Source organism: Gemella sp. oral taxon 928 (genome assembly GCF_001553915.1).
In the GTDB taxonomy this organism is placed as follows: domain Bacteria; phylum Bacillota; class Bacilli; order Staphylococcales; family Gemellaceae; genus Gemella; species Gemella massiliensis.
On sequence record NZ_CP014233.1, the window covers coordinates 131,202 to 150,221 of the forward strand.

The following is a 19,020-nucleotide window of genomic DNA, read 5'->3' on the forward strand; positions in this document are numbered from 1 at the left end:
TTTTTAAATTTAGAACCTTTTTATATAGTTTAATTTTCGTCTATAAAAATGAAAATATTTACTATCTATTTAACAAACATATATTTTGCTCCTTTTAGCTTAATTGTTTCAATAAGACGGTAGGCATTGCTTTTAGATATCTTTAAATTTTTTGCTGTTTCTTTAACGTTTAATGTTTTTAAGTAAGCCAAGAAAAACTTCTTTTCTTTAGGGGACAATACTTCAAGAAAACCGTTATAAAACTCAAATTTAACCATATCCATATTTGGTGAAATAAACAGCTTAGAATTTTCCACAAAATCAAAAGCAACCTCTTTTTTACGATTACGGCGACGAATTTCATCAATAATTTTCCTTTTTATCGCAACATAAGCAAAACGCTCAAAATCTTGTTTTTCTATCTTCCCTTCTTCTAAAATTAAAAAACTTACAAGTAATCCTTCCAAACCGAAAGTGTAAAATTCATCCCTGACCCCCGCCGGAATATTAAGTTTCCTTAAAGCTATGTTAATGAGTGAACTATGTTCTTCTACAACCTCCAAAAACCTAGATTCTTGTTCATCAGATAACGCATAATTTTTCATATACTTATCCTCCCTTATAAAAATAAAATATTGAAGTTATCCCTTCATAACTAAACCTTAAAAATCCTTTACTCTGTAACAAAAATTTTGTAATTTTTTAGAAATACTTTTAATTTTTGTAATATTTTATCACGTCTTCTTTTAATATCCATCGCATTCGTTTTTTCTTTTTTAGCTACCGCTCTTAGTGAATACTCTGCAAAAAACAAATAATAAATCAAACGTCGTTCATTTCCGGTAAGTTTTAACAAAGCATGACGAAGTGCTTGGAGAATTATTTTTCTTTCAAGGTTATCGTAGGGGGACGGAGTAGTTGCCTTTAACAACTCAATCCCGTTTTGATTTTCGCTATCAAAACTTTCCATATTAATCAATCCATGGCGGATATTTTCTTTGAACAAATAATACTCCCTATTTAAAATTTTTTTTAATGCTTTATAAACATCATCTTCAACAATTACTTTTTCTTTATTAACATAGATATATTTTGTCATAATTATTCCTCTCCTATAAGACACTTCAATAAAAGGGCAAACAAGAATACTAGGGAATACCATTATATAGCAAAAATTAAAGATATTCACAAAATATTTAACAAAACATATAACTTTTAATTGAAATAATTAATTTCTTCTTTAAATAAAAGCCAAGTTGATGCAAACTATACCCTCTTAAAGCAATTTTTAAATTATTGATAAATAATAATTATGTTTTGATTTAATGGCGGTTGTTGTTTAACCGTAACCGATTTGGGTGCATACAAATAAGGGACACGGAATATATCCATGCCCCACAGAAATTTTTTGGAGGAGTATTTATAAATTACATAATTTTTAATATCTTAAGTAAATATTTTACTTATCAGATAATCTTTTTCTTACAGCTAAACCGATTAAAGATATTAACCCTAATCCTAATGCTGCATTTTGAGTTGTATTTAGCCCTGTATTCGGCAAAGTTTTACCTTGTGATAGATCCGTACCTGGGTGTGTTGGCGTTGATTTATCAGGGGTTTTTTCTTTTACTTTTTTAAAGTAATGTGTTGTTATTCCATCTTTTTTCAAAGTTTTATCAAAAGTATAACCTTTTATTTCGCCTGCTTTTAGTTCACCTACCTCTGATGGTTTTAGTTCTTTTCCGTTTTCATCTACCCAGCGTGTTACTTTTAATTCCGATTTTTGTTCTGTTAAATCTTTAATCCCATCTTGCGGAGTTGATGTTGCCGGCGGGGTGTTCGGCTTATCTGACGGTTTGTCCGGTTTTGGCATATCCGGTTTTGGCATGTCTGGTTTTGGCATGTCTGGTTTTGGCATATCAGGTTTCGGTGTGTCCGGTTTTGGCATGTCCGGTTTTGGCATATCTGGTTTCGGTGTGTCCGGTTTTGGCATGTCCGGTTTTGGCATATCTGGTTTCGGTGTGTCCGGTTTTGGCATATCAGGTTTTGACATGTCTGGTTTTGGCATGTCTGGTTTTGGCATGTCTGGTTTTGGCATGTCTGGTTTTGGCATATCAGGTTTCGGTGTGTCCGGTTTTGGCATGTCTGGTTTTGGCATATCCGGTTTCGGCATATCAGGTTTTGGCATGTCCGGTTTTGGCATGTCCGGTTTCGGCATATCAGGTTTTGGCATGTCCGGTTTCGACATATCAGGTTTTTGTCCTTTTTTATCTTCTTTTACCTTAATATCAGCTATATCTTTTTTACCTTGTTCTACAACTTTTTTTAGTTTATCCGGATCAGTTTGTTTATTTATATTTTCATAAATCTGTTGTGTTTTTTCTTCCAGCTTAGAGCTTGCCTCATTTTTACTATCTTCTGTTGCATTCGCTTTATCTATTTCAGCTTGTTTATTTGCCGATTCCAAAGTAATATCATTTTCTGCTACAGTTTTTAACGCTTTTAGATACACCTCATATACTTTTTGCTGTGCTTGTTTAATTTGTTCCGGTGTATACTTCGGTCGTGCAGTATCCACTTTGTTCGCAATACCACTTATTTCGTCAAACAGTCTTTTAAGTTCATCTTCTATTTTTCTTTTAAGTTGACCTTTTTCAGCGTCAGAAAGATTTTTGTTATCTTTTATGGCTTGTAATGATCTGTTTTTTTCTTTATTTATTTCCTCAAGATACTTATCTACTCCAAGCGGATTTATTTCTGCTAATTTCTTTAAAAAGTCTTCTTTTATTTTTTCAATATCATAATCTATATTTTCTTCACTAACTTTATCAATCTTTTCAGTTGGCTCTTTTGTTTCATACTCAACCGATTTATTAGCTTCATTCAACTCAGATTTTGATAAATGATTATTAGCTTTTAACTGTGCTACCTTATCAGCTTGTAATAATTCTACTTCTATTTGAGCAGCACGTTTAATTACGGTATTTTCAATTTTATCTATTTCGTTTTGAAGTCTATCCGCTTCTGCAGAAGTATTAGCATTTTTAGCCAATTTTTCTATCTCTGCTTTTTTATTATCCACCAGTTTAATAATTTCATCTGTAAAAGCTTGGTTTTTTTCAGGTGTTAGATTTTTATTCTCAAGTATTTTTTTTACTAAACTATCTTTAACATCATCTAACTCTGTAAAAACTAATTCCTTACCTACAGGGTTAATTTTAGCTAAATCTGCCTTTAACTCCGTTTTTATTTTTTCTATTTCTCTATCAGTATCACTGCTACTTCTTTCTAATTTATCAATTGCTTCATTTGCTTTTGTTACTACCTGTGTTTTAGCAGCTTCTAATTCTTTTTCCGATAAATTTACATTAGATCCCAATTCTGCTTTTTTCTCTTCTATTAAAGGAAGAAGTGCTCTTCCACGTGTTTCTGAATTTTTATTATCTTTTACTTTCGATTGAGCCGGAGTACCGGTAGTATTTGACGCCTGTGCAACAGCCATACTTCCGCCCATCGCTACTCCCAGTCCTACTAGAACAGATGCTACTCCTATCTTGTACTTTCGTATAGAAAATTTTTCCTTGTTTTGCATTTTATAATCCTCTTTTTTCTTAATTTTATTATCACTATAATTAGGATGTCCTCCCCTACAACAATATTTATAATAACAGATAATTTAATATTATGCAATATAATTATACTTAAAATTTTACTTTTTTAGTGACATTTTTTAAGAAATGAGTTTTATATAAATAAAATTAAAATCCACTTAAATTCTACTTTAAAAGCCGTTAAGATTATATTTATTTTTAGTTTTAATTATGTAAACTTTAAATTTTTTAAGTATTTATTAAATAAACTTAGATTAATATTATTATACATAAAGGTGAATAAATATTCACTCATTTTTTATTCTCTGCTAAGCATATAAATATATTTTTCAAGATTAAAATTTAATACATTAATATACATATGTCCTCTTTAGAAATATTTTTTAGACAATACAAAAAAATATTAAAATCCCCTACTAAAACCTTAAAATCTGGCTCTGTGTCAAATACGGGGCATGAGAAAAAATAAGGATAAAATGCTAAGCAATGCAGTGTTGCTTGGCATTTTTCAAAACGCCCTTAAAAGAAATATTATTTTTATACTCAGAAACAAATAACCTAGAAACAACTAAAATGCGTAATCTAAAGTTATAAAAGCTATTATAACCATAAGAAACTCTCTTTAAAACCTTTATCTTATTATTAATACCCTCCAAAGAACCATTAGAAATAGAATACCTAACACTATTAAGCATATACTCTTTATCTTTTCTCATAGTATTAATAGCCTTACTAACACCATCAGATAAATCGATAGTAGATTTTTCAATTAATTCTTTAAACTCCAACTCATTTCTATACCTTATTGCATATCTAATATCCTGAACTCTCTCATAGCTAGCCTTAAATATACAATCTAATCCTAATAAATAATCTAAAATATCACGTCTAGTAACTAAACTCCTAAAACTCCTATTAAAGAAAAACCTACCATGAGTAACATTACTTTCATCTTCTAATATTAACTTCCAATTATTTTTTAAAAGAGTATAATTAATACCTTTTTGTTTTTTGTAAATATTCATTAGCTTAACTCTAGTTCTATTAAGTTCTCTATTAACATTTTGAATAATATGAAACCTATCTATAACAATTTCAGCATTAGGAAACTTATTTCTAATCAACTTCATATAAGGAGTATAAATATCAATACAAATAGCCTTAACATTACTTCTAGCCTCTTTAGAAAATCTGGAAAAATAATTATTTAAAATATACTCAGTTCTACCATCAACTATATCAATAATCTCATGAGTTAAAGCATCTAAAAAAATAAAACTCATACCATTTTTACTATCTTTAGTAAACTTTAACTCATCAAAGCATAAATACTCAGGTAAGGTATTATAGTTAAGAATGTCTACATGGGATTTACATTTATAAAGAGTTCTTATAACAGTATTAACCGATACATTATTCATTTTGGCTATTTGTTTAAAAGATAAAGTATCAGCTAAATCACTCATTATAGAAAACTTAACATTTTTAGAAATACTACAGTATTTATCTACAAAAGAAGTAGTAGCTACAAATTTTTTATTACAAGTTTTACACTTGAAACGTTGCTTTCTTAGTTCCAAATAAGCAGGGATACCTGATATTTTTAATAGATTAATTCTAGTAAGTTCATTAAAGCCGTTTTTAACTACAGTATAACCTTTATTAAGACAACCACAGCATTCACACTTCTTGGGTTTATATGTTAAGGTACCTTTGAATACAAAGTACTTTTGATTATTTTTTATAGTTTCGTTATGTGTTTTCTCAATAGTTATATTTTTATCTTTTATTTGTAGTAGGTTTTTAATGAATTCTCCCTCTTTTATTTCTTTTGTTTTTGTGTTAAAATTATTCATGACAGATATCCTTTCATAGTTTATTTTTTTTTGCACTTTAATTATATTGGATATTTGTCTTTTTGTATATTAAAAAACAATACGGGGTATGGATTTTTTTCCCATACCCCGTATTTATTATACAACCTAAAATCTTATTTTAAGTTCCTAGTAGGAGATTTATATCTTATAGTTATATTGGTAAAAAATTTTTATCTATACAGCAAATTGCTAATTCCCTTTATTTAATATATTAAGCTCTATAGCATCAACATAGTATTTTTTAACAACGTCATTTTTTGATACTATTTCGACATACCACGTCGGAATTAATACTTGATTTTCTGTTTGGGAAATATAGGTGTAGTACCCTAACGTCGCCTTTACTCTGCTGTCTTTCGGTATTAAATCTTCGTGGTATAATCGATTAATGGCTTGCGATTGAGTTACCAATGTTTCGTTTTTATCTTTTCTTATATTTGTTACGGCTGTTTGCTCGAAAGATTTTATATCTCCATTCGCTTCCACCTTAAACACAAGTCTTGCATTTTTATTATCAAATACTCTGACCCCGTCTATTATTTGTTCATAAGTTACCGTTTTTTCTGTAGCGTCATAACTTGAGAACATATAATGATTACCCGCTTTGTATTTTTCTGCTAAAAAAGTATCTAATTCAGCCCTATAATTATTTTTATCAATATTAGTAATTGCGGTATCCAATGTTCCTTTCAGCTTGCTATATTTATCTACAGTTTCTATTTCTAATTTTAAACCGCCGGTTTCTTTTTTTATATCTTTAAAATTTGAACCTGTTACATTGATATAACCGAGATTTTCTTTTTTCGGCTGATTTTCTTCTATCTTTATACCGTCATTTTTCATTGCACGTTCAATAACTTCTTTTTCTTGAACAATTTCCACTTTGTTTTTATAAACGGTGTAAACATAAAAGCCTAGGAGCATAACATTCAGAGCAATAAATAAATAAATAAACATCGTTTTTATTTTATTCCAATTCATTACTCCGCCCCCTTTTCTAAACTAGCCTTTAGATTTTTAAAACTTATGTACTTACCGTTATATTTTACATACCAAGTCGGCTTGTAATAACAATTAATTTTTGTTTTGCTAAATGTTTTTTCATAACCTAAAACAACATCGCTGACGCTTTTTAAATTAGCGTAATTATATAGGTAGTTTATTACATATTCACCACGTTCTACGTCGTAAACTCCCGCAGTTTTAGAGGATAAATAAGTTTTCGTTATTTTTTTAGGTGAAATAACCTGATATACTCCTGAACTGTTACTTAAAACTCTAATATTGGCTAATTCTTCTTTATTAAATACCAAACCCTCTTTATATGTTTCTTGAAACTGTGTTAAGTCTTCATATGAATAAATAAGCTGATAATTTTGGTTATTAACATACCCGAGATTTAAAAAATTGACCGCATATCCTAATGATGCTAAAGAGGTTGTTCCGTTTTTTTCTTCGTTTGACGGATTAATATAGGTTAATCTGTCCCCCTGTTCTCTTAAAATGGAATAACCATCGGAAATTTCATTATCACTACTGTTTTTTATGCCACCTTGAGGTTCAAAAATATCTCTACCAAGTTTATTTAAACTGATGTTTTCCGTACTAAATTCATCAATATAATACTTGTCCGCATCTTCTTTTAAGTAGATAAAATTATTATTCAAACTATATTTCCCATAACTCTGCTTAGCAGAAGAGAATTTTTCAGATATTTTTTTATAAATATCCCCATTTACTTTGATTTGGAGATAATTCTTTTCGCCTTTTTTATAAAGATAGATATTTTCCGGTTTTTCTTTTAAAAATACTACTGTATCAAATTCTAAACTTATATTCGAATTTTCTTCTGCAAAAAATATCGGTTTTACTAACGCTGAGTCAAGTGTCGCCGAGTATTCCAAGGTGATTTTTTCTCCACCGTTATGTATAACTTCTTCAATATCTTTATTTCGAACCCTTGTTTCAACACTTTCACTCTTGGTAACTTCTTTTATAATCTCTTTTTGAGTTTTTTTATCTTTTATTCCGTCAACAGTTGCAATTTTGGTAATACTGTTTTGAACCGGCGGTTCTTCTCTTGCTCCTCCATTGACTTTTACTATAATATTAGGTGTTAAAAAATGAAGTAGATCATCTACGACTTTTTCTTCATTGTCGTTTACTTTTTGAGAGGTTTTTTTGGTAAATATTTCATAATCCGGCTGATAAGTTGTTATTACATAGGTCAGAAAAATACTAGATATGACAAGTAATACCAGTATTATGGATTTAATCGTTTCTTTATTTTTCTTCATAGCATTCACTCCCTACAGCCACTCATCTTCTATTTTTTCACAAGGTAGCGTTACAAAAATAATGCTACCGTATCCTTCTCTACTTTGAGCCCAAATTCTTCCTTTGTGTGCATCTACTATTGTTTTTGCAAGTGCTAAACCTAAACCGGTTCCGCCCATACTACGTTGTCTGCTTTTATCAACACGATAAAATCTATTGAAAATTTTATCAATATGAACAAGCGGTATTCCGACGCCTTCATCTTTTATTGATATACTTACCCTATTATGATTATAATTTTGACGAACTCTTATTGTAATGTTTTTCCCATTTGGAGAATATTTTACGGCATTATTTATAATATTATCAAATACTTGCGTAAGTTTATCCTGATCTCCTTCTACAAATATAGGAGATTTCGGTATGTGTCTAATAAAGTTTTTCTCCGGATGAGTTAGTTCAAAACGACCAACTATCTGCTCAATCATTTTATTAATATCAATAAACTCTTTTTCGTAATGTTCTTCTTGAATATCCATTTTACCGAGCTGCATAAGTTCGTTAACCATTCTTATCATACGATTGATTTCTTTATGAATTGTATCAATAAACACCGGTGCTAATTCTTTATCAGCCATTACACCTTCTTCTAATGCCTCAATATAGCTATTCATCGTTGTTAGCGGTGTTCTAAGTTCGTGGGATACGGTCGATACAAATTCTCGTCGTTCTTTTTCCTGACGTTCCTGATCGGTTACATCATATAATACAATAATATACCCTTCAAGTTCTGTCGACATTTGAGTTAAATCTTCCGTTTCTTCTTTCACTACTTCTGAAAATTCCACACGAATCAAAAGATTTTCACCCTCATTATTAGTAATATTAACCAATAAGCTGTCTTCCGCTTCTATTATTTCTCCTATAGTTTCATATTCTGTTATATTTAAAACTTTAAGAGCATCTTCTCCGATAAATATCTCATTATCTTTTGTTCCGATCATTGTTTCAGCACTTGTATTAATAAGAATAATTTTCCCGTTGTTATCCGTAGTTATTACACCGTCTATCATACTGCTGATAATCGTTGCAAGTTTTCTTTTTTCCGTTTCGGTTACATCTTGTTCTTCTTTTATTCTTTTGGAAATTTGGTTAAACACTTTTGCCAAATCTCCAATTTCATCATTGGTATTTATTCCGACAACCGTACCGTAATTTCCGGAAGCCATTTTTTTAACCTGTGAGCTCATCTTCTCAATAGAGCTTGTGACCGTTTTTGACGCTAAAAGCCCTATTATTGTTGTTATTAAAATAGATAAAACAGTTCCGACAATAAATATTTTAGAAATGCCCGTTACTTCTTGATAAACACTTTCTATATCTGCCATTAATGAAATGACACCTATTACTTGATTATCTTTTTTTATCGGGCTTACATACATCCAAACACGCTTATTGGTGTTGGCATCTGTTTGAATTCTTTTTGCACTCTCACCGGTTTTTAGCACTTGGCTTACCAGCGGATCAAAAGATCTTTTTCCGAAGTAATCACTGTTCCCGTTTTTAGACGATGAAGCCAATATTTTTGTATTTTTGTCGATAACGTTAACTAATAACAGTTTTTGGGTATTAAACTCACTTATTAATTTAGCTACACCGCTTTTACTGTCAATTTGCAGTGAGTTTTGCGGATTATTTTGATTACGTTGAGTTTCTTCCAGCGATACCGATTCACGTTTTTCTCCGTTACCTTTTTTTGAGGCGTTATCTTTATCCAACTCTTCTCTTATATGATAATTAAGAACCTTTTCCTGTTCTATTATATTTTGTTCAAAGGTGTTAATATTTGTATTTCTCAACTGTGTTGTAAAAAATAAACCTATTAGTTGTAAAGAAATAATATTAACAAGCACATACACTATAACAAACTTTATTCTAATTGATGAAAAAAATCTTTTCTTTATTTTTTTATTAAAGAAATTCATTATTCTTCACCTATAAAATATCCGACACCACGCCTTGTCATAATATACTCCGGTTGCGACGAGTCATCTTCTACTTTTTCACGCAATCGTCTGACAGTTACATCGACAGTTCTTACATCACCGAAATAATCATAACCCCAAACGGTTTGAAGCAGATTTTCACGTGTTAACACTTGTCCACGATGTTGTGCCAAATAATAAAATAAATCAAATTCTCTTCGTGTTAAATCAACTTCTTGACCATTTTTTTTAATAACATATGCTTCCGGATAGATGACAATATTTTTAACAACTAAATTATCGTTGGCTTTTTCTTCTTTTTCTTCTTGGTTTTTAGTAACTCGGCGTAAATTTACCTTAACACGTGCCATAAGTTCTCGAGTTGAGAATGGTTTAGTAACATAATCATCCGCTCCGAACTCAAGTCCCAATACTTTATCAATTTCAGTATTTTTTGCCGTTAACATAATAATCGGAATGTTTTTTTGGGCACGAACTTCCCGGCATACTTCCATGCCGTCTTTTTTAGGTAGCATTAAATCTAACAGTATTAAATCCGGATTTTCACTAAAAGCAAGCTCTACCGCTTTTTCTCCGTCATTAGCTACTATTACCTCATAGCCTTCTTTTTTTAAATTAAAATCTAAAATTTTTGCAATTGGTTCTTCGTCATCAACAACCAAAATTTTATATTCAACCATTTAATTTCCTCCTTGTTACAGAAAGTATATATTATTTTACAAATATTCCAGCAATGGTTAGTAGTGGTATGGACGCCTACAACTAACCTACTACGTAGGTGGATTTTTCGGCTAGAATTTTAGCCAAGGTCTAAAATTCTCCAAGTAAAATGCTTTTAGCATTTTACTATTACCACTACAAACATTGCTATTAAGTTCGTTGCTGTTCTTAGTGGTGGAATACTGGCTTCACCTGAGATTATAAGCTTAGGTGAACCTTAAGAAAACTGCGTAGCAGTTAGTTCTTAAGGTTGCCACACCACTATAAAATCAGCAAAAAATAATATTTTGTATATAAATATATACTTTTCATAATAATTACACATAGAATTACCTACATTATATCATTTTTTTAATATTTTTTCAGTATTTAATATTAAATCGATTGCTTTCTATATCAAAAGTTAACTTAAAAACAGATTGAAACTTAATAAATTCGGTAATCTTATTTTTCTAAATTAATTATTTTTTAATTTTTTATCTAATAGTAAAACTTCTTGTTTTTCCACATCTTCATTATTAATATTTTTTGTTTCTGTTATTTTCTCTAAAACATTTGTTAAGAAGTATCTAAAATCAACATGGTATGGATTTTTATTGAGATTACACATTACCGTTTCACTCATCAACATGCCCGTTAGTTGATTCTCCAGATAAGATAATTTGTCTTCTGAAAAATATTTAAGCATATTAATCTCAGCGAGGCTGAATTCTTTATATTCTGTAGAAAGATTTTCTTCCTTAATATCTTCTATAAGTAATTCTTTTAAAGTAAGTTGACGTTCTCCGAGAAAATTTTTTATACCGTGCATACCCGCCTCTTTAATAATATATTCTTCTCCAATATAATAACCGATATTTAAAAGCTCCGCTATACGGGTAAATACATCTTGCTCAGAAACTATCCTTTTTACATCACCCGTAAATAACTGTTTCTTTTTCTCTATTCTGTTGACAACTCTTTTGTATCTCGATAACCTTCCTTGATATAATTCAGTATCTGCATTTTTGTTCATAAAAATATCTATTCCTCCGATTAGATACAACGGTGCGGCGTTATAAACAATCGTTTCTGCAACATTATACTCCAAAGCAACACGTTGAGCGATATTTCCACCAAGGGAATGACCGGTGAGAATAATATTTTCACCATATTTTTTCTCCATTTTTTTATAAAATTTATAACAAACTAAATAATGTTCTCCTTGCCCTAGACAAATCCCTACTATATCAGCGTATAAGTCTTTTTCTCTATCAAAATAAAAATTCGTTCCGGTGAAAGATAAAACATAATTATCTTTATCAATATTTTTAAATAATGCTCCGCTGCTACCGGTATTTTTATCATAAAAGCTGTGTAAATATTCCAACTCTTTCGGAAACTTACCTACTATTTTTTGCAATTCTATAAATTCCTTTATTACTCTTTTAGGTGTGTTAATTCTGTCCATAGCTTCTATTCGATATACAATAAACGAAGCATAGCTGGTTACTTCTAGTTCTTTTGCCACTTTTTTTCTCCTAATTTACTAATCAATAGTATTCTATCACACTTATTATATTTTTAACACTATAACCGTTGCCAATAAGTGATAATTATTTTCATCTACCTATTTAAAATAAAATTATTTTTTGTTATAATAATATCAGATGTTTAATAACAGCTTAAACGGAGGTTAGATTTATGAAAATTTTACTTGCTTACTCTAGCAAAACAAAAAACACAAGAAAAGTAGCTGAAGCTATTTACGAAGATATAAAAAATCTAGGGGACGTTGATTTAATTGATATAAAAAAACACAAGAAAAAAATGAATAAAGAGTACGATTTTTATATACTCGGTGCTTGGACGGATAAAACAAATGCTAATAAAAATATGCAGCATTTTATTGATATTCAAGAAATTCACAACAAAGATGTAGCAATATTTTTAACCTGCGGTGTTCCTCGTGAGCATTACCACGCCGATGATTCGATAAACAACTATATTGAATTTATGAAAGAGCGTAATAACCGCATTCATAAAACATTTATTTGCCAAGGGAAAATAGACCCGAAGGTAATGATTGTCTTTAGAATTTTAACATGGAAAGATCCTAACTTTATTCATAAAGTAACGCCGGACTTAGTGGAGATGGTTAATGAGTCTAAAACACACCCTGATGCTCAAGATTTAAAAGATGCACAAGATTGTTTCAGCACGCTTTTAAAAGATATAACTCTTGAAAAATCACCGCTTAATGTTTAATAATTTTATTTCCAAAGTAAATTCTCAAATAAATAAACACTGTGTCTAAATACCTATAAGCATTTCTATTAGGATTTTTACCTTTAGAAAAACGTCCTAATTAAACTTATTAAACCTGTTGCTAAATAATAACAACAGGTTCTTTAAATATATCTTTGTCCCCGGCTACCAAGTTATACAACCTCGAAACTTTTATATCATGTTCAAAATATTGAGCATTTTTACTATTTAAAACTGTAACCAACATTATTTCTTTTTTATTATTTATTTCTTTTATTAAATGAGTTTTTTCTTTTTTTACCGCCAGCACTCTAAACGCTTTTGTTCCAAAATACTTTTTATAGTCTTCCTTTGTTGTATTAGTCAGTATATGAAGCAGGTTTCGTTGTATTTTTTTATTACTGTATCTTTTTGTCGCTATATTTTCTACCAAATCCTTATAAGTTTTCGATATTCGTGCTGCATTAAATATTCTATTTTCCAATCCCTCATTAACATCGTAAATATTACTTAAACCGATTTTTCCTAAAATATTTATTTGATAGGTTATAAAGGAATAAAAATCTTCCAAGTAGATATTTTTTTTATTGCGAAGTTTTTCCAGCATTTCGGCAGGAAGATAGTTTTCTATCTCTTTTTTATAAATATTTGTCCTTAAGGCGGTAGCACTGAGAAATCTTGTTTTTTCCAAGTTTGAGTTGTTTAAACTTTGACCTTGTCGTTTTATAGGTATTAGTTTCACATTAGGAGCTTGTTTTTTTAACGCTTTGTAATAACTGTAAGCCAGAATAAAATTTGGAACATTTGTATCAATATCAAACAATAAACTATTTATTTTTGCGTGGCTATAACCCTGTTTTAATAATTCTTTATATTTTAATTTAATATCTTTTCCTTGTTGTTTATTATACAATGTGGAAAATTTTTCCATATTTATTTCTTCTGTTCCGAATATTAAATGAGTAATTCCCATCTTGGTAAGAATTTCCACACTTTTTTCAGCAAAGTCATCTCCAAAAGAAACGCTCGCTACGTAAGGTAGTGCAACTACCATATCGCAACCGTTTTTTACCGCTTCTTCAGCACGGGTATAACCGTCTACTATTGCCGCTTCTCCTCGTTGAGTAAAATACTCACTTATTACACAAACTATTTCTCCTCCACCGTGATTTTTTATATATTTTTTTGCTTGCTCTATTAAATATTTATGTCCATTATGAAACGGATTAAATTCCGCTATAATACCTACTCTAATACTCATTTTATCGTCCCTTTTATCAGTTATAATTTTAATAATTTTTTTACAGTTATATAGATGACTACCCTAACTTTAGAAAAATAAAGGTAACTTTCGTCACCTTTATCCATTATTACTTTCAAATATATCGACTGTCCAACCAACTAACTTACCATCTTCTGAGGTTACTCTGCTGATTGAAAATTGTCGAGGTTTTTTATCTTTTTCTATTAACCTTGCAATCTCTTGATTTCCATATTCCATAGCCTCTTTTTGTGAATTAAATACCTTTCCTGTATTCCCAAGTCCGGCACTATGAGATAATTTTTTACCGTCATATTCATAACTGTTTTTTTGATCTTGGTTTTTTGTTTTATTTTCTGTTGAACTTTGAGCCGAATCTGTCGTATTTGAATTTTGTTTTTCTTCTTTTTCTACCTTTTTGGTAGTATTGGTTTGTGATGTTTTATCTTTCTCTTTTGTAGAACTTTTTCCAAAAAAGTAACTATATCCTAGAAAAAGTGCACTTGATAAAAATATTACAAACACCATTCCCCATAGTATTTTTAATAAATTATTATTTTTCATATCCATCAGTCCTTTTTATTAAACTTTATAAATATTCACCCCCTAATTATACCACCGTTAGCTATTTTTTGCGAAGTTTTTCCCTTATAACCAAAAAGATACCCTTAGGTAAAGAATTTATAATATTCTCTACCTTTTGAATATCTTTTTTATCGGTGATTAACTTTTAAACTATTTTTTATTTGGTATAAAAACTACCGTTCTTTCCCCTTTTGGATCCTGAACAATTTTGTAAGTATAACCTGTTTTATTTTTCTTAATTAATTTATCCATCTCTTCATTTGCATATTTATGGGCTTCTTCTGAAGTTTTAAAGGTTCGTGAAGACGGTTTTTGCGAGTTATCTGAAGAACCGGTTTGTTCTTTATTATCTTGTTTCTTATCTTGATCGGTATCTTTTCTTTGACTATTATTTTTTATGTTAATTTCATTTTTTTTATTATTTGATGATGAATTGTTTTTATTATCTGAAGTTTCGTCTTTGTTGTCTGAAGAATTATTTTCTTCTTCCCCTTTTTCTTCCTCTGTTTTATCGTCATCAGACTTTTTATCATCTACGTTTTCTTCATTATCTTTATTATCTTCACTATCTTTTTTTACAAAACCGGATTCATTATCTTTTTTCGGCTCTTTGTCACCACTGGAAAAATAACTTATCCCTATAAATAATGCACTGCATAAAAATACAGCAATCACTATTCCCCATAATGTTTTTAGTAATTTATTATCTTTCATATTAAATCAGTCCTTCTTTTTTTACTATTTATTATTATAATACTCTTTTAAAAAAATTTCTATAGGCGATTTAGAGTAAACGTTTCCTTTTATTCCGGTTTTTCCAAATCTCCATTAATGGAAAAAAGGAGCGACTTTATAAGGTCGCTCCGACACGGTTCATTGATTTTAAAAAGTTCTTTAAAGTAAGTTCCCAACTCAGTAAACCGCTACTCTAATTATCAATAGCAAATTTTATTAATATGGCGTTACCCTAACAGAAATTGCCTTTATTTTAACTCTAATATTTTTTGTTGATTATTCGCATTATTTTCTACATATTTTGTATTATTATCAGCTTGTTAACTATTATACTTACCTATTACTTCAAACAAATATTTCCTAATATCTTCACTCGTAGAATTACTTAACATCGTGCGAAGTTTTTCTAATTGTTCATCTAAAGTAGCAATATCTATATCCAATGTTGTATTTTTATAAATCATTTTATTATCAGTTTTTTCACTATTTTCGTAATCAAGTGATAACTCTTCGTACATTTTCTCACCGGGGCGTAAACCTATTTCTTCTATATCTATATCTTTATACGGCTCCAACCCTGAAAGTTTTATCAAATTTGTAGCAAGATCTATAATTTTCACAGGCTCACCCATATCAAGTAGGAAAATTTCTCCGCTACTGGCATAGTATCCGGCTTGTAAAACGAGTTGTGAGGCTTCCGGTATTGTCATAAAATAACGAATTATGTTTTTATGAGTAATCGTTACAGGTCCACCTTTTTTTATCTGCTCCTTAAAAATAGGAATAACCGAACCGTTTGAACCTAGAACATTTCCAAATCTAACCGCTGCGAATTTAGTTTTGTATTTAGCACCTTTAGACTGTAAAATAATTTCCGTTAAACGTTTTGAAGCTCCCATAGCGTTGGTCGGATTAACCGCCTTATCTGTAGAAATCATTATAAAACGTTCAACTTCATATTCAATAGCAACATCCATAACATTTTTCGTACCGAAAACATTATTTTTTATAGCTTCTTGCGGGCGTCTTTCCATTAACGGCACATGTTTATGAGCAGCCGCATGAAAAACAACATCAGGCTTGTATTTCTCAAACACCTCTTTTAAAGCGGCTTTTTCTCTAATGCTCACTATCTCAGAGATATAATTTACCTGTTCGTATTCTTTAGCGTGAGATTTTTCAAAATCCAAATCACGCTCCAACATATATAGAGAATTTTCATTTATATCAACCAAGACCAATTGCTTCGGTTTAAACTTAAACACTTCTCTTGCGATTTGACTACCGATAGAACCGCCTGCGCCTGTTACAAGGACACTTTTTCCTTTTATATATGACTGAACTTCTCCTTGCGAAAGTTTAACTTCTCCACGTCCTAAAAGGTCTTCTATCGACACGTCTTTAAGATGTTTTGAAATGCTTTCGCCTTCTTCAAGTGCAATGCCCGAACCCATTACCTTAACTTGAACATCCGCTTCTTTTAAAATATTTAATATTCTATTTTTATCCTTGGTAGAAATAGACGGTATCGCTAAAAATACCTGTTCTACTTCATGCTTAGGTATAATTTTTAACAAATCATAGGTTGTTCCTAAAACATTTACACCGCTGATAATTGAATTTTTTCTATTATCATCAATAAGTCCGATAACATTGGCTTTAAAAACATTGTTTTTAGAAAGTTCTTTTAAAAGAATATAACCGGCATCTCCCGCTCCTATGATTAATGTATTTTTATAGGCATTTTTTCCATGAATATTATTTTCACGTTCTCTTAATGCTCTGTATAACATTCTAATAAACATTATCCCCGCAACAATAAGTAATGGAGCAAAAATAACAAATCTTACATTAGAAAATGTGTCAGGTAACATAAACTGATACAACACACCGCAAAATAAATCTGCAATCAATATTGAAGTACAAATATTAACTATCTCGGTAACTCCAAGATAAGACCATAAAGACTTGTTAATACCGAATATTTTAAATAATATTCCGTAAATAAAAAGTGACAGCACTACAAACTCTAAAATACTTACACCATGATTTTCCAACATCTCCAGCGGGTAAGAATTTCGCCCTAAAAAAATAGAGGCTAAAGTACCAAGTGCTACTATAAACAAGTCTATCATCATTATTAATTTAAAACGATGATATATATATAATTTTGATGAAAATAATTTTCTCATGTTCAACTCCTAATATAATAATTCAATAAAAAAATATATTATTTTACAAATATCCCGGCAATGGTTAGTAGCGATATAAACACCTACAACCAACTTTTTCACAATCTATCCTTTTAAAAGTTTTTATATTAATTTAGCAACAGCAACCTACCTGTATTCAAATTTGTTTTATGAAATTTTTTGTCCTTGTTAAACTTGAGGGATGACTTAACAAAATCCTACTTTAAAAAATTATGATTTTTGCGCCGTCTTCAGTTAGCCATCCCTTTTTTATCTTAAAATATTACCAATATACTTTTTATAAAGTTAACCTATATCCTAAGTAAGCCGCCGCAATAATTATTACTCCTAAGATAACGAAGCTCACTTTTCGAGTTTCTTTTATTACTATTATCTCAACAATTTTTTGAACAATTAGAATAACAAAACCTACTGCAATAAGGATATTTTTCATTTTTTCGTTATCAATAAACGTCGTGCCTATTATAATAACTAAGGCAACTACAGTAATCAACATACTTATAGCTAAAAATATTAGTTTTTTATCTACCATAAACCTCTATTTTCTCCTTACCTTAATTGTTACTTTTACTATTGGAGTATCAGTAGCGGTTTTTACATCTTCTTTCGGATAAATTTTTAAATTACTACGTTCTTCGGTTTCCTCTTTAACATCACTCAAATCAACATCAACATACATCGCTGATATTTTATCAAGCTCTTCTTGTGTTTCCGCTCTTACGGTTACCTTTGTTGAATCCGGTGTTATGGATACCAATTCGTAATCTGAAGAAAGTTCCCCCACTTTATTAACAAGTAACGGTACTTCTTTTTCTATTTTTTTAAGATCAATTGTCATTACAGTTGATTCCGTTTCTATTTGAATATCTTCTATCTTGTTGTAATCACTGTCATAAGCGACAATTTTAGCCTCTTCTCGTGTATTTTTGTTAATTTTAGTTTTTGTAGCACTTTCTGCCCGTACTTCTTTAATTCTATTAATACTGTCTATATCTCCGGAAATTTTTACCGTATCATTATTTAAACTTAGTTTATCAATTTCAAAACCGAGCAATAACCTTTCTTTTTTAACTATCGGAGTGACTTTAAATTCACGTGTTACTTTTTCTCGAATGGAAATAGTAATACTGCTAGGCTCAACGGTAGCCTCCAGCCCTTTTTCCAATCCTTCCACTTCCAACTTAACTTTCTGATCATCGCCGATTTGGGCATTTTTTAAATTAAGTTTCACCTTGAAATTTTTAGCAATACTTTCTTTTTGTACTTTTGATGGAGGCCCGCTTAATTTTACAGACACCGTATTCGGTATTCCTACTACATAAAGTTTATCCCTATCATAATCAGCTTCCAACGGTACATCTGTTATCCAAGCAGCCGCTATGTTGTCATTATTTCCGATAACGGAAATATTTTTGAAATTTTCATTTACCGAAATAAAAAGTAGTACCGCTATCAAAAATGATATTAATTTTAATTGGTTATTTTCTTTTAGTCTCACAATATCACCCC

16 protein-coding genes are annotated in these 19,020 nt (G+C 30.2%); 1 reads left to right on the forward strand and 15 read right to left on the reverse strand.

Going from position 1 to position 19,020, the window contains the following annotated elements; translation table 11 throughout:
- Positions 1-65: 65 nt before the first annotated feature.
- From AXE85_RS00580 to AXE85_RS00620, 9 genes are all read right to left on the reverse strand, one after another.
- Positions 66-584, reverse strand: coding sequence for a sigma-70 family RNA polymerase sigma factor (locus AXE85_RS00580; protein ID WP_062171985.1), 519 nt, complete (start codon positions 582-584; stop codon positions 66-68).
- A 68-nt stretch (positions 585-652) separates the two neighbouring features.
- Entirely contained in the window at positions 653-1,078 is a 426-nt protein-coding gene (locus AXE85_RS00585; protein ID WP_062171988.1) for a sigma-70 RNA polymerase sigma factor region 4 domain-containing protein, read from the reverse strand.
- Positions 1,079-1,438: 360 nt separating this feature from the next.
- Positions 1,439-3,571, reverse strand: a complete 2,133-nt coding sequence (locus AXE85_RS00590) for a DUF1542 domain-containing protein (protein WP_062171991.1) — start codon at positions 3,569-3,571, stop codon at positions 1,439-1,441.
- Positions 3,572-4,069: 498 nt separating this feature from the next.
- Positions 4,070-5,446: an ISL3 family transposase gene (locus AXE85_RS00595; RefSeq protein ID WP_062171995.1), complete on the reverse strand. Its 1,377-nt coding sequence runs from the start codon at positions 5,444-5,446 to the stop codon at positions 4,070-4,072.
- Positions 5,447-5,656: 210 nt separating this feature from the next.
- Positions 5,657-6,448 carry a two-component system regulatory protein YycI gene (locus AXE85_RS00600; protein WP_062171998.1) on the reverse strand — a complete coding sequence of 264 codons (792 nt, stop codon included), beginning with the start codon at positions 6,446-6,448 and terminating at the stop codon, positions 5,657-5,659.
- Positions 6,448-7,764 (reverse strand): two-component system activity regulator YycH, encoded by a 1,317-nt coding sequence (yycH, locus tag AXE85_RS00605; RefSeq protein ID WP_062172001.1) that lies wholly within the window; start codon positions 7,762-7,764, stop codon positions 6,448-6,450. Before yycH ends, AXE85_RS00600 begins: the two co-directional genes overlap by 1 nt.
- Positions 7,765-7,776: 12 nt before the next feature.
- A complete protein-coding gene (locus AXE85_RS00610; protein ID WP_062172003.1) occupies positions 7,777-9,729 on the reverse strand; it encodes an ATP-binding protein in 1,953 nt (650 codons plus the stop codon).
- Positions 9,729-10,430, reverse strand: coding sequence for a response regulator YycF (yycF, locus tag AXE85_RS00615; protein WP_062172007.1), 702 nt, complete (start codon positions 10,428-10,430; stop codon positions 9,729-9,731). The genes AXE85_RS00610 and yycF overlap by 1 nt, the downstream gene beginning before the upstream one ends.
- A gap of 497 nt (positions 10,431-10,927) precedes the next feature.
- The gene (locus AXE85_RS00620; RefSeq protein ID WP_062172010.1) at positions 10,928-11,980 is read right to left on the reverse strand and encodes a Tle-like phospholipase domain-containing protein; all 1,053 of its coding nucleotides are present in this window, start codon (positions 11,978-11,980) and stop codon (positions 10,928-10,930) included.
- A gap of 173 nt (positions 11,981-12,153) precedes the next feature.
- On the opposite strand from AXE85_RS00620, the gene AXE85_RS00625 reads away from it, so the two are divergent.
- Entirely contained in the window at positions 12,154-12,717 is a 564-nt protein-coding gene (locus tag AXE85_RS00625; RefSeq protein WP_062172014.1) for a flavodoxin family protein, read from the forward strand.
- Between the two features lie 121 nt (positions 12,718-12,838).
- Here AXE85_RS00625 and AXE85_RS00630 read toward each other — a convergent pair whose 3' ends face one another.
- The 6 genes from AXE85_RS00630 to AXE85_RS00655 all read right to left on the reverse strand — a co-directional run bounded on the left by AXE85_RS00630 (position 12,839) and on the right by AXE85_RS00655 (position 19,009).
- The gene (locus tag AXE85_RS00630; RefSeq protein WP_231723785.1) at positions 12,839-13,978 is read right to left on the reverse strand and encodes a tRNA(Met) cytidine acetate ligase; all 1,140 of its coding nucleotides are present in this window, start codon (positions 13,976-13,978) and stop codon (positions 12,839-12,841) included.
- A gap of 99 nt (positions 13,979-14,077) precedes the next feature.
- Positions 14,078-14,542: a hypothetical protein gene (locus AXE85_RS00635; RefSeq protein ID WP_072520280.1), complete on the reverse strand. Its 465-nt coding sequence runs from the start codon at positions 14,540-14,542 to the stop codon at positions 14,078-14,080.
- A gap of 171 nt (positions 14,543-14,713) precedes the next feature.
- Positions 14,714-15,277, reverse strand: coding sequence for a hypothetical protein (locus AXE85_RS00640; RefSeq protein ID WP_062172020.1), 564 nt, complete (start codon positions 15,275-15,277; stop codon positions 14,714-14,716).
- Positions 15,278-15,618: 341 nt separating this feature from the next.
- Positions 15,619-17,490, reverse strand: coding sequence for a polysaccharide biosynthesis protein (locus tag AXE85_RS00645; protein ID WP_062172022.1), 1,872 nt, complete (start codon positions 17,488-17,490; stop codon positions 15,619-15,621).
- 298 nt (positions 17,491-17,788) lie between these two features.
- Positions 17,789-18,043 carry a hypothetical protein gene (locus AXE85_RS00650; protein WP_062172025.1) on the reverse strand — a complete coding sequence of 85 codons (255 nt, stop codon included), beginning with the start codon at positions 18,041-18,043 and terminating at the stop codon, positions 17,789-17,791.
- Positions 18,044-18,049: 6 nt separating this feature from the next.
- Complete coding sequence (locus tag AXE85_RS00655; RefSeq protein WP_062172028.1) at positions 18,050-19,009, reverse strand: CdaR family protein; 960 nt, start codon at positions 19,007-19,009, stop codon at positions 18,050-18,052.
- Between the last annotated feature and the right edge of the window lie 11 nt (positions 19,010-19,020).

Bases quoted from the DNA above. Each gene is read 5' to 3' on its own strand.
- AXE85_RS00580 (WP_062171985.1), bottom strand. From the start codon at position 584: ATGAAAAATTATGCGTTATCTGATGAACAAGAATCTAGGTTTTTGGAG.
- AXE85_RS00585 (WP_062171988.1), bottom strand. From the start codon at position 1,078: ATGACAAAATATATCTATGTTAATAAAGAAAAAGTAATTGTTGAAGAT.
- AXE85_RS00590 (WP_062171991.1), bottom strand. From the start codon at position 3,571: ATGCAAAACAAGGAAAAATTTTCTATACGAAAGTACAAGATAGGAGTA.
- AXE85_RS00595 (WP_062171995.1), bottom strand. From the start codon at position 5,446: ATGAATAATTTTAACACAAAAACAAAAGAAATAAAAGAGGGAGAATTC.
- AXE85_RS00600 (WP_062171998.1), bottom strand. From the start codon at position 6,448: ATGAATTGGAATAAAATAAAAACGATGTTTATTTATTTATTTATTGCT.
- yycH (WP_062172001.1), bottom strand. From the start codon at position 7,764: ATGAAGAAAAATAAAGAAACGATTAAATCCATAATACTGGTATTACTT.
- AXE85_RS00610 (WP_062172003.1), bottom strand. From the start codon at position 9,729: ATGAATTTCTTTAATAAAAAAATAAAGAAAAGATTTTTTTCATCAATT.
- yycF (WP_062172007.1), bottom strand. From the start codon at position 10,430: ATGGTTGAATATAAAATTTTGGTTGTTGATGACGAAGAACCAATTGCA.
- AXE85_RS00625 (WP_062172014.1), top strand. From the start codon at position 12,154: ATGAAAATTTTACTTGCTTACTCTAGCAAAACAAAAAACACAAGAAAA.
- AXE85_RS00630 (WP_231723785.1), bottom strand. From the start codon at position 13,978: ATGAGTATTAGAGTAGGTATTATAGCGGAATTTAATCCGTTTCATAAT.
- AXE85_RS00635 (WP_072520280.1), bottom strand. From the start codon at position 14,542: ATGAAAAATAATAATTTATTAAAAATACTATGGGGAATGGTGTTTGTA.
- AXE85_RS00640 (WP_062172020.1), bottom strand. From the start codon at position 15,277: ATGAAAGATAATAAATTACTAAAAACATTATGGGGAATAGTGATTGCT.
- AXE85_RS00645 (WP_062172022.1), bottom strand. From the start codon at position 17,490: ATGAGAAAATTATTTTCATCAAAATTATATATATATCATCGTTTTAAA.
- AXE85_RS00650 (WP_062172025.1), bottom strand. From the start codon at position 18,043: ATGGTAGATAAAAAACTAATATTTTTAGCTATAAGTATGTTGATTACT.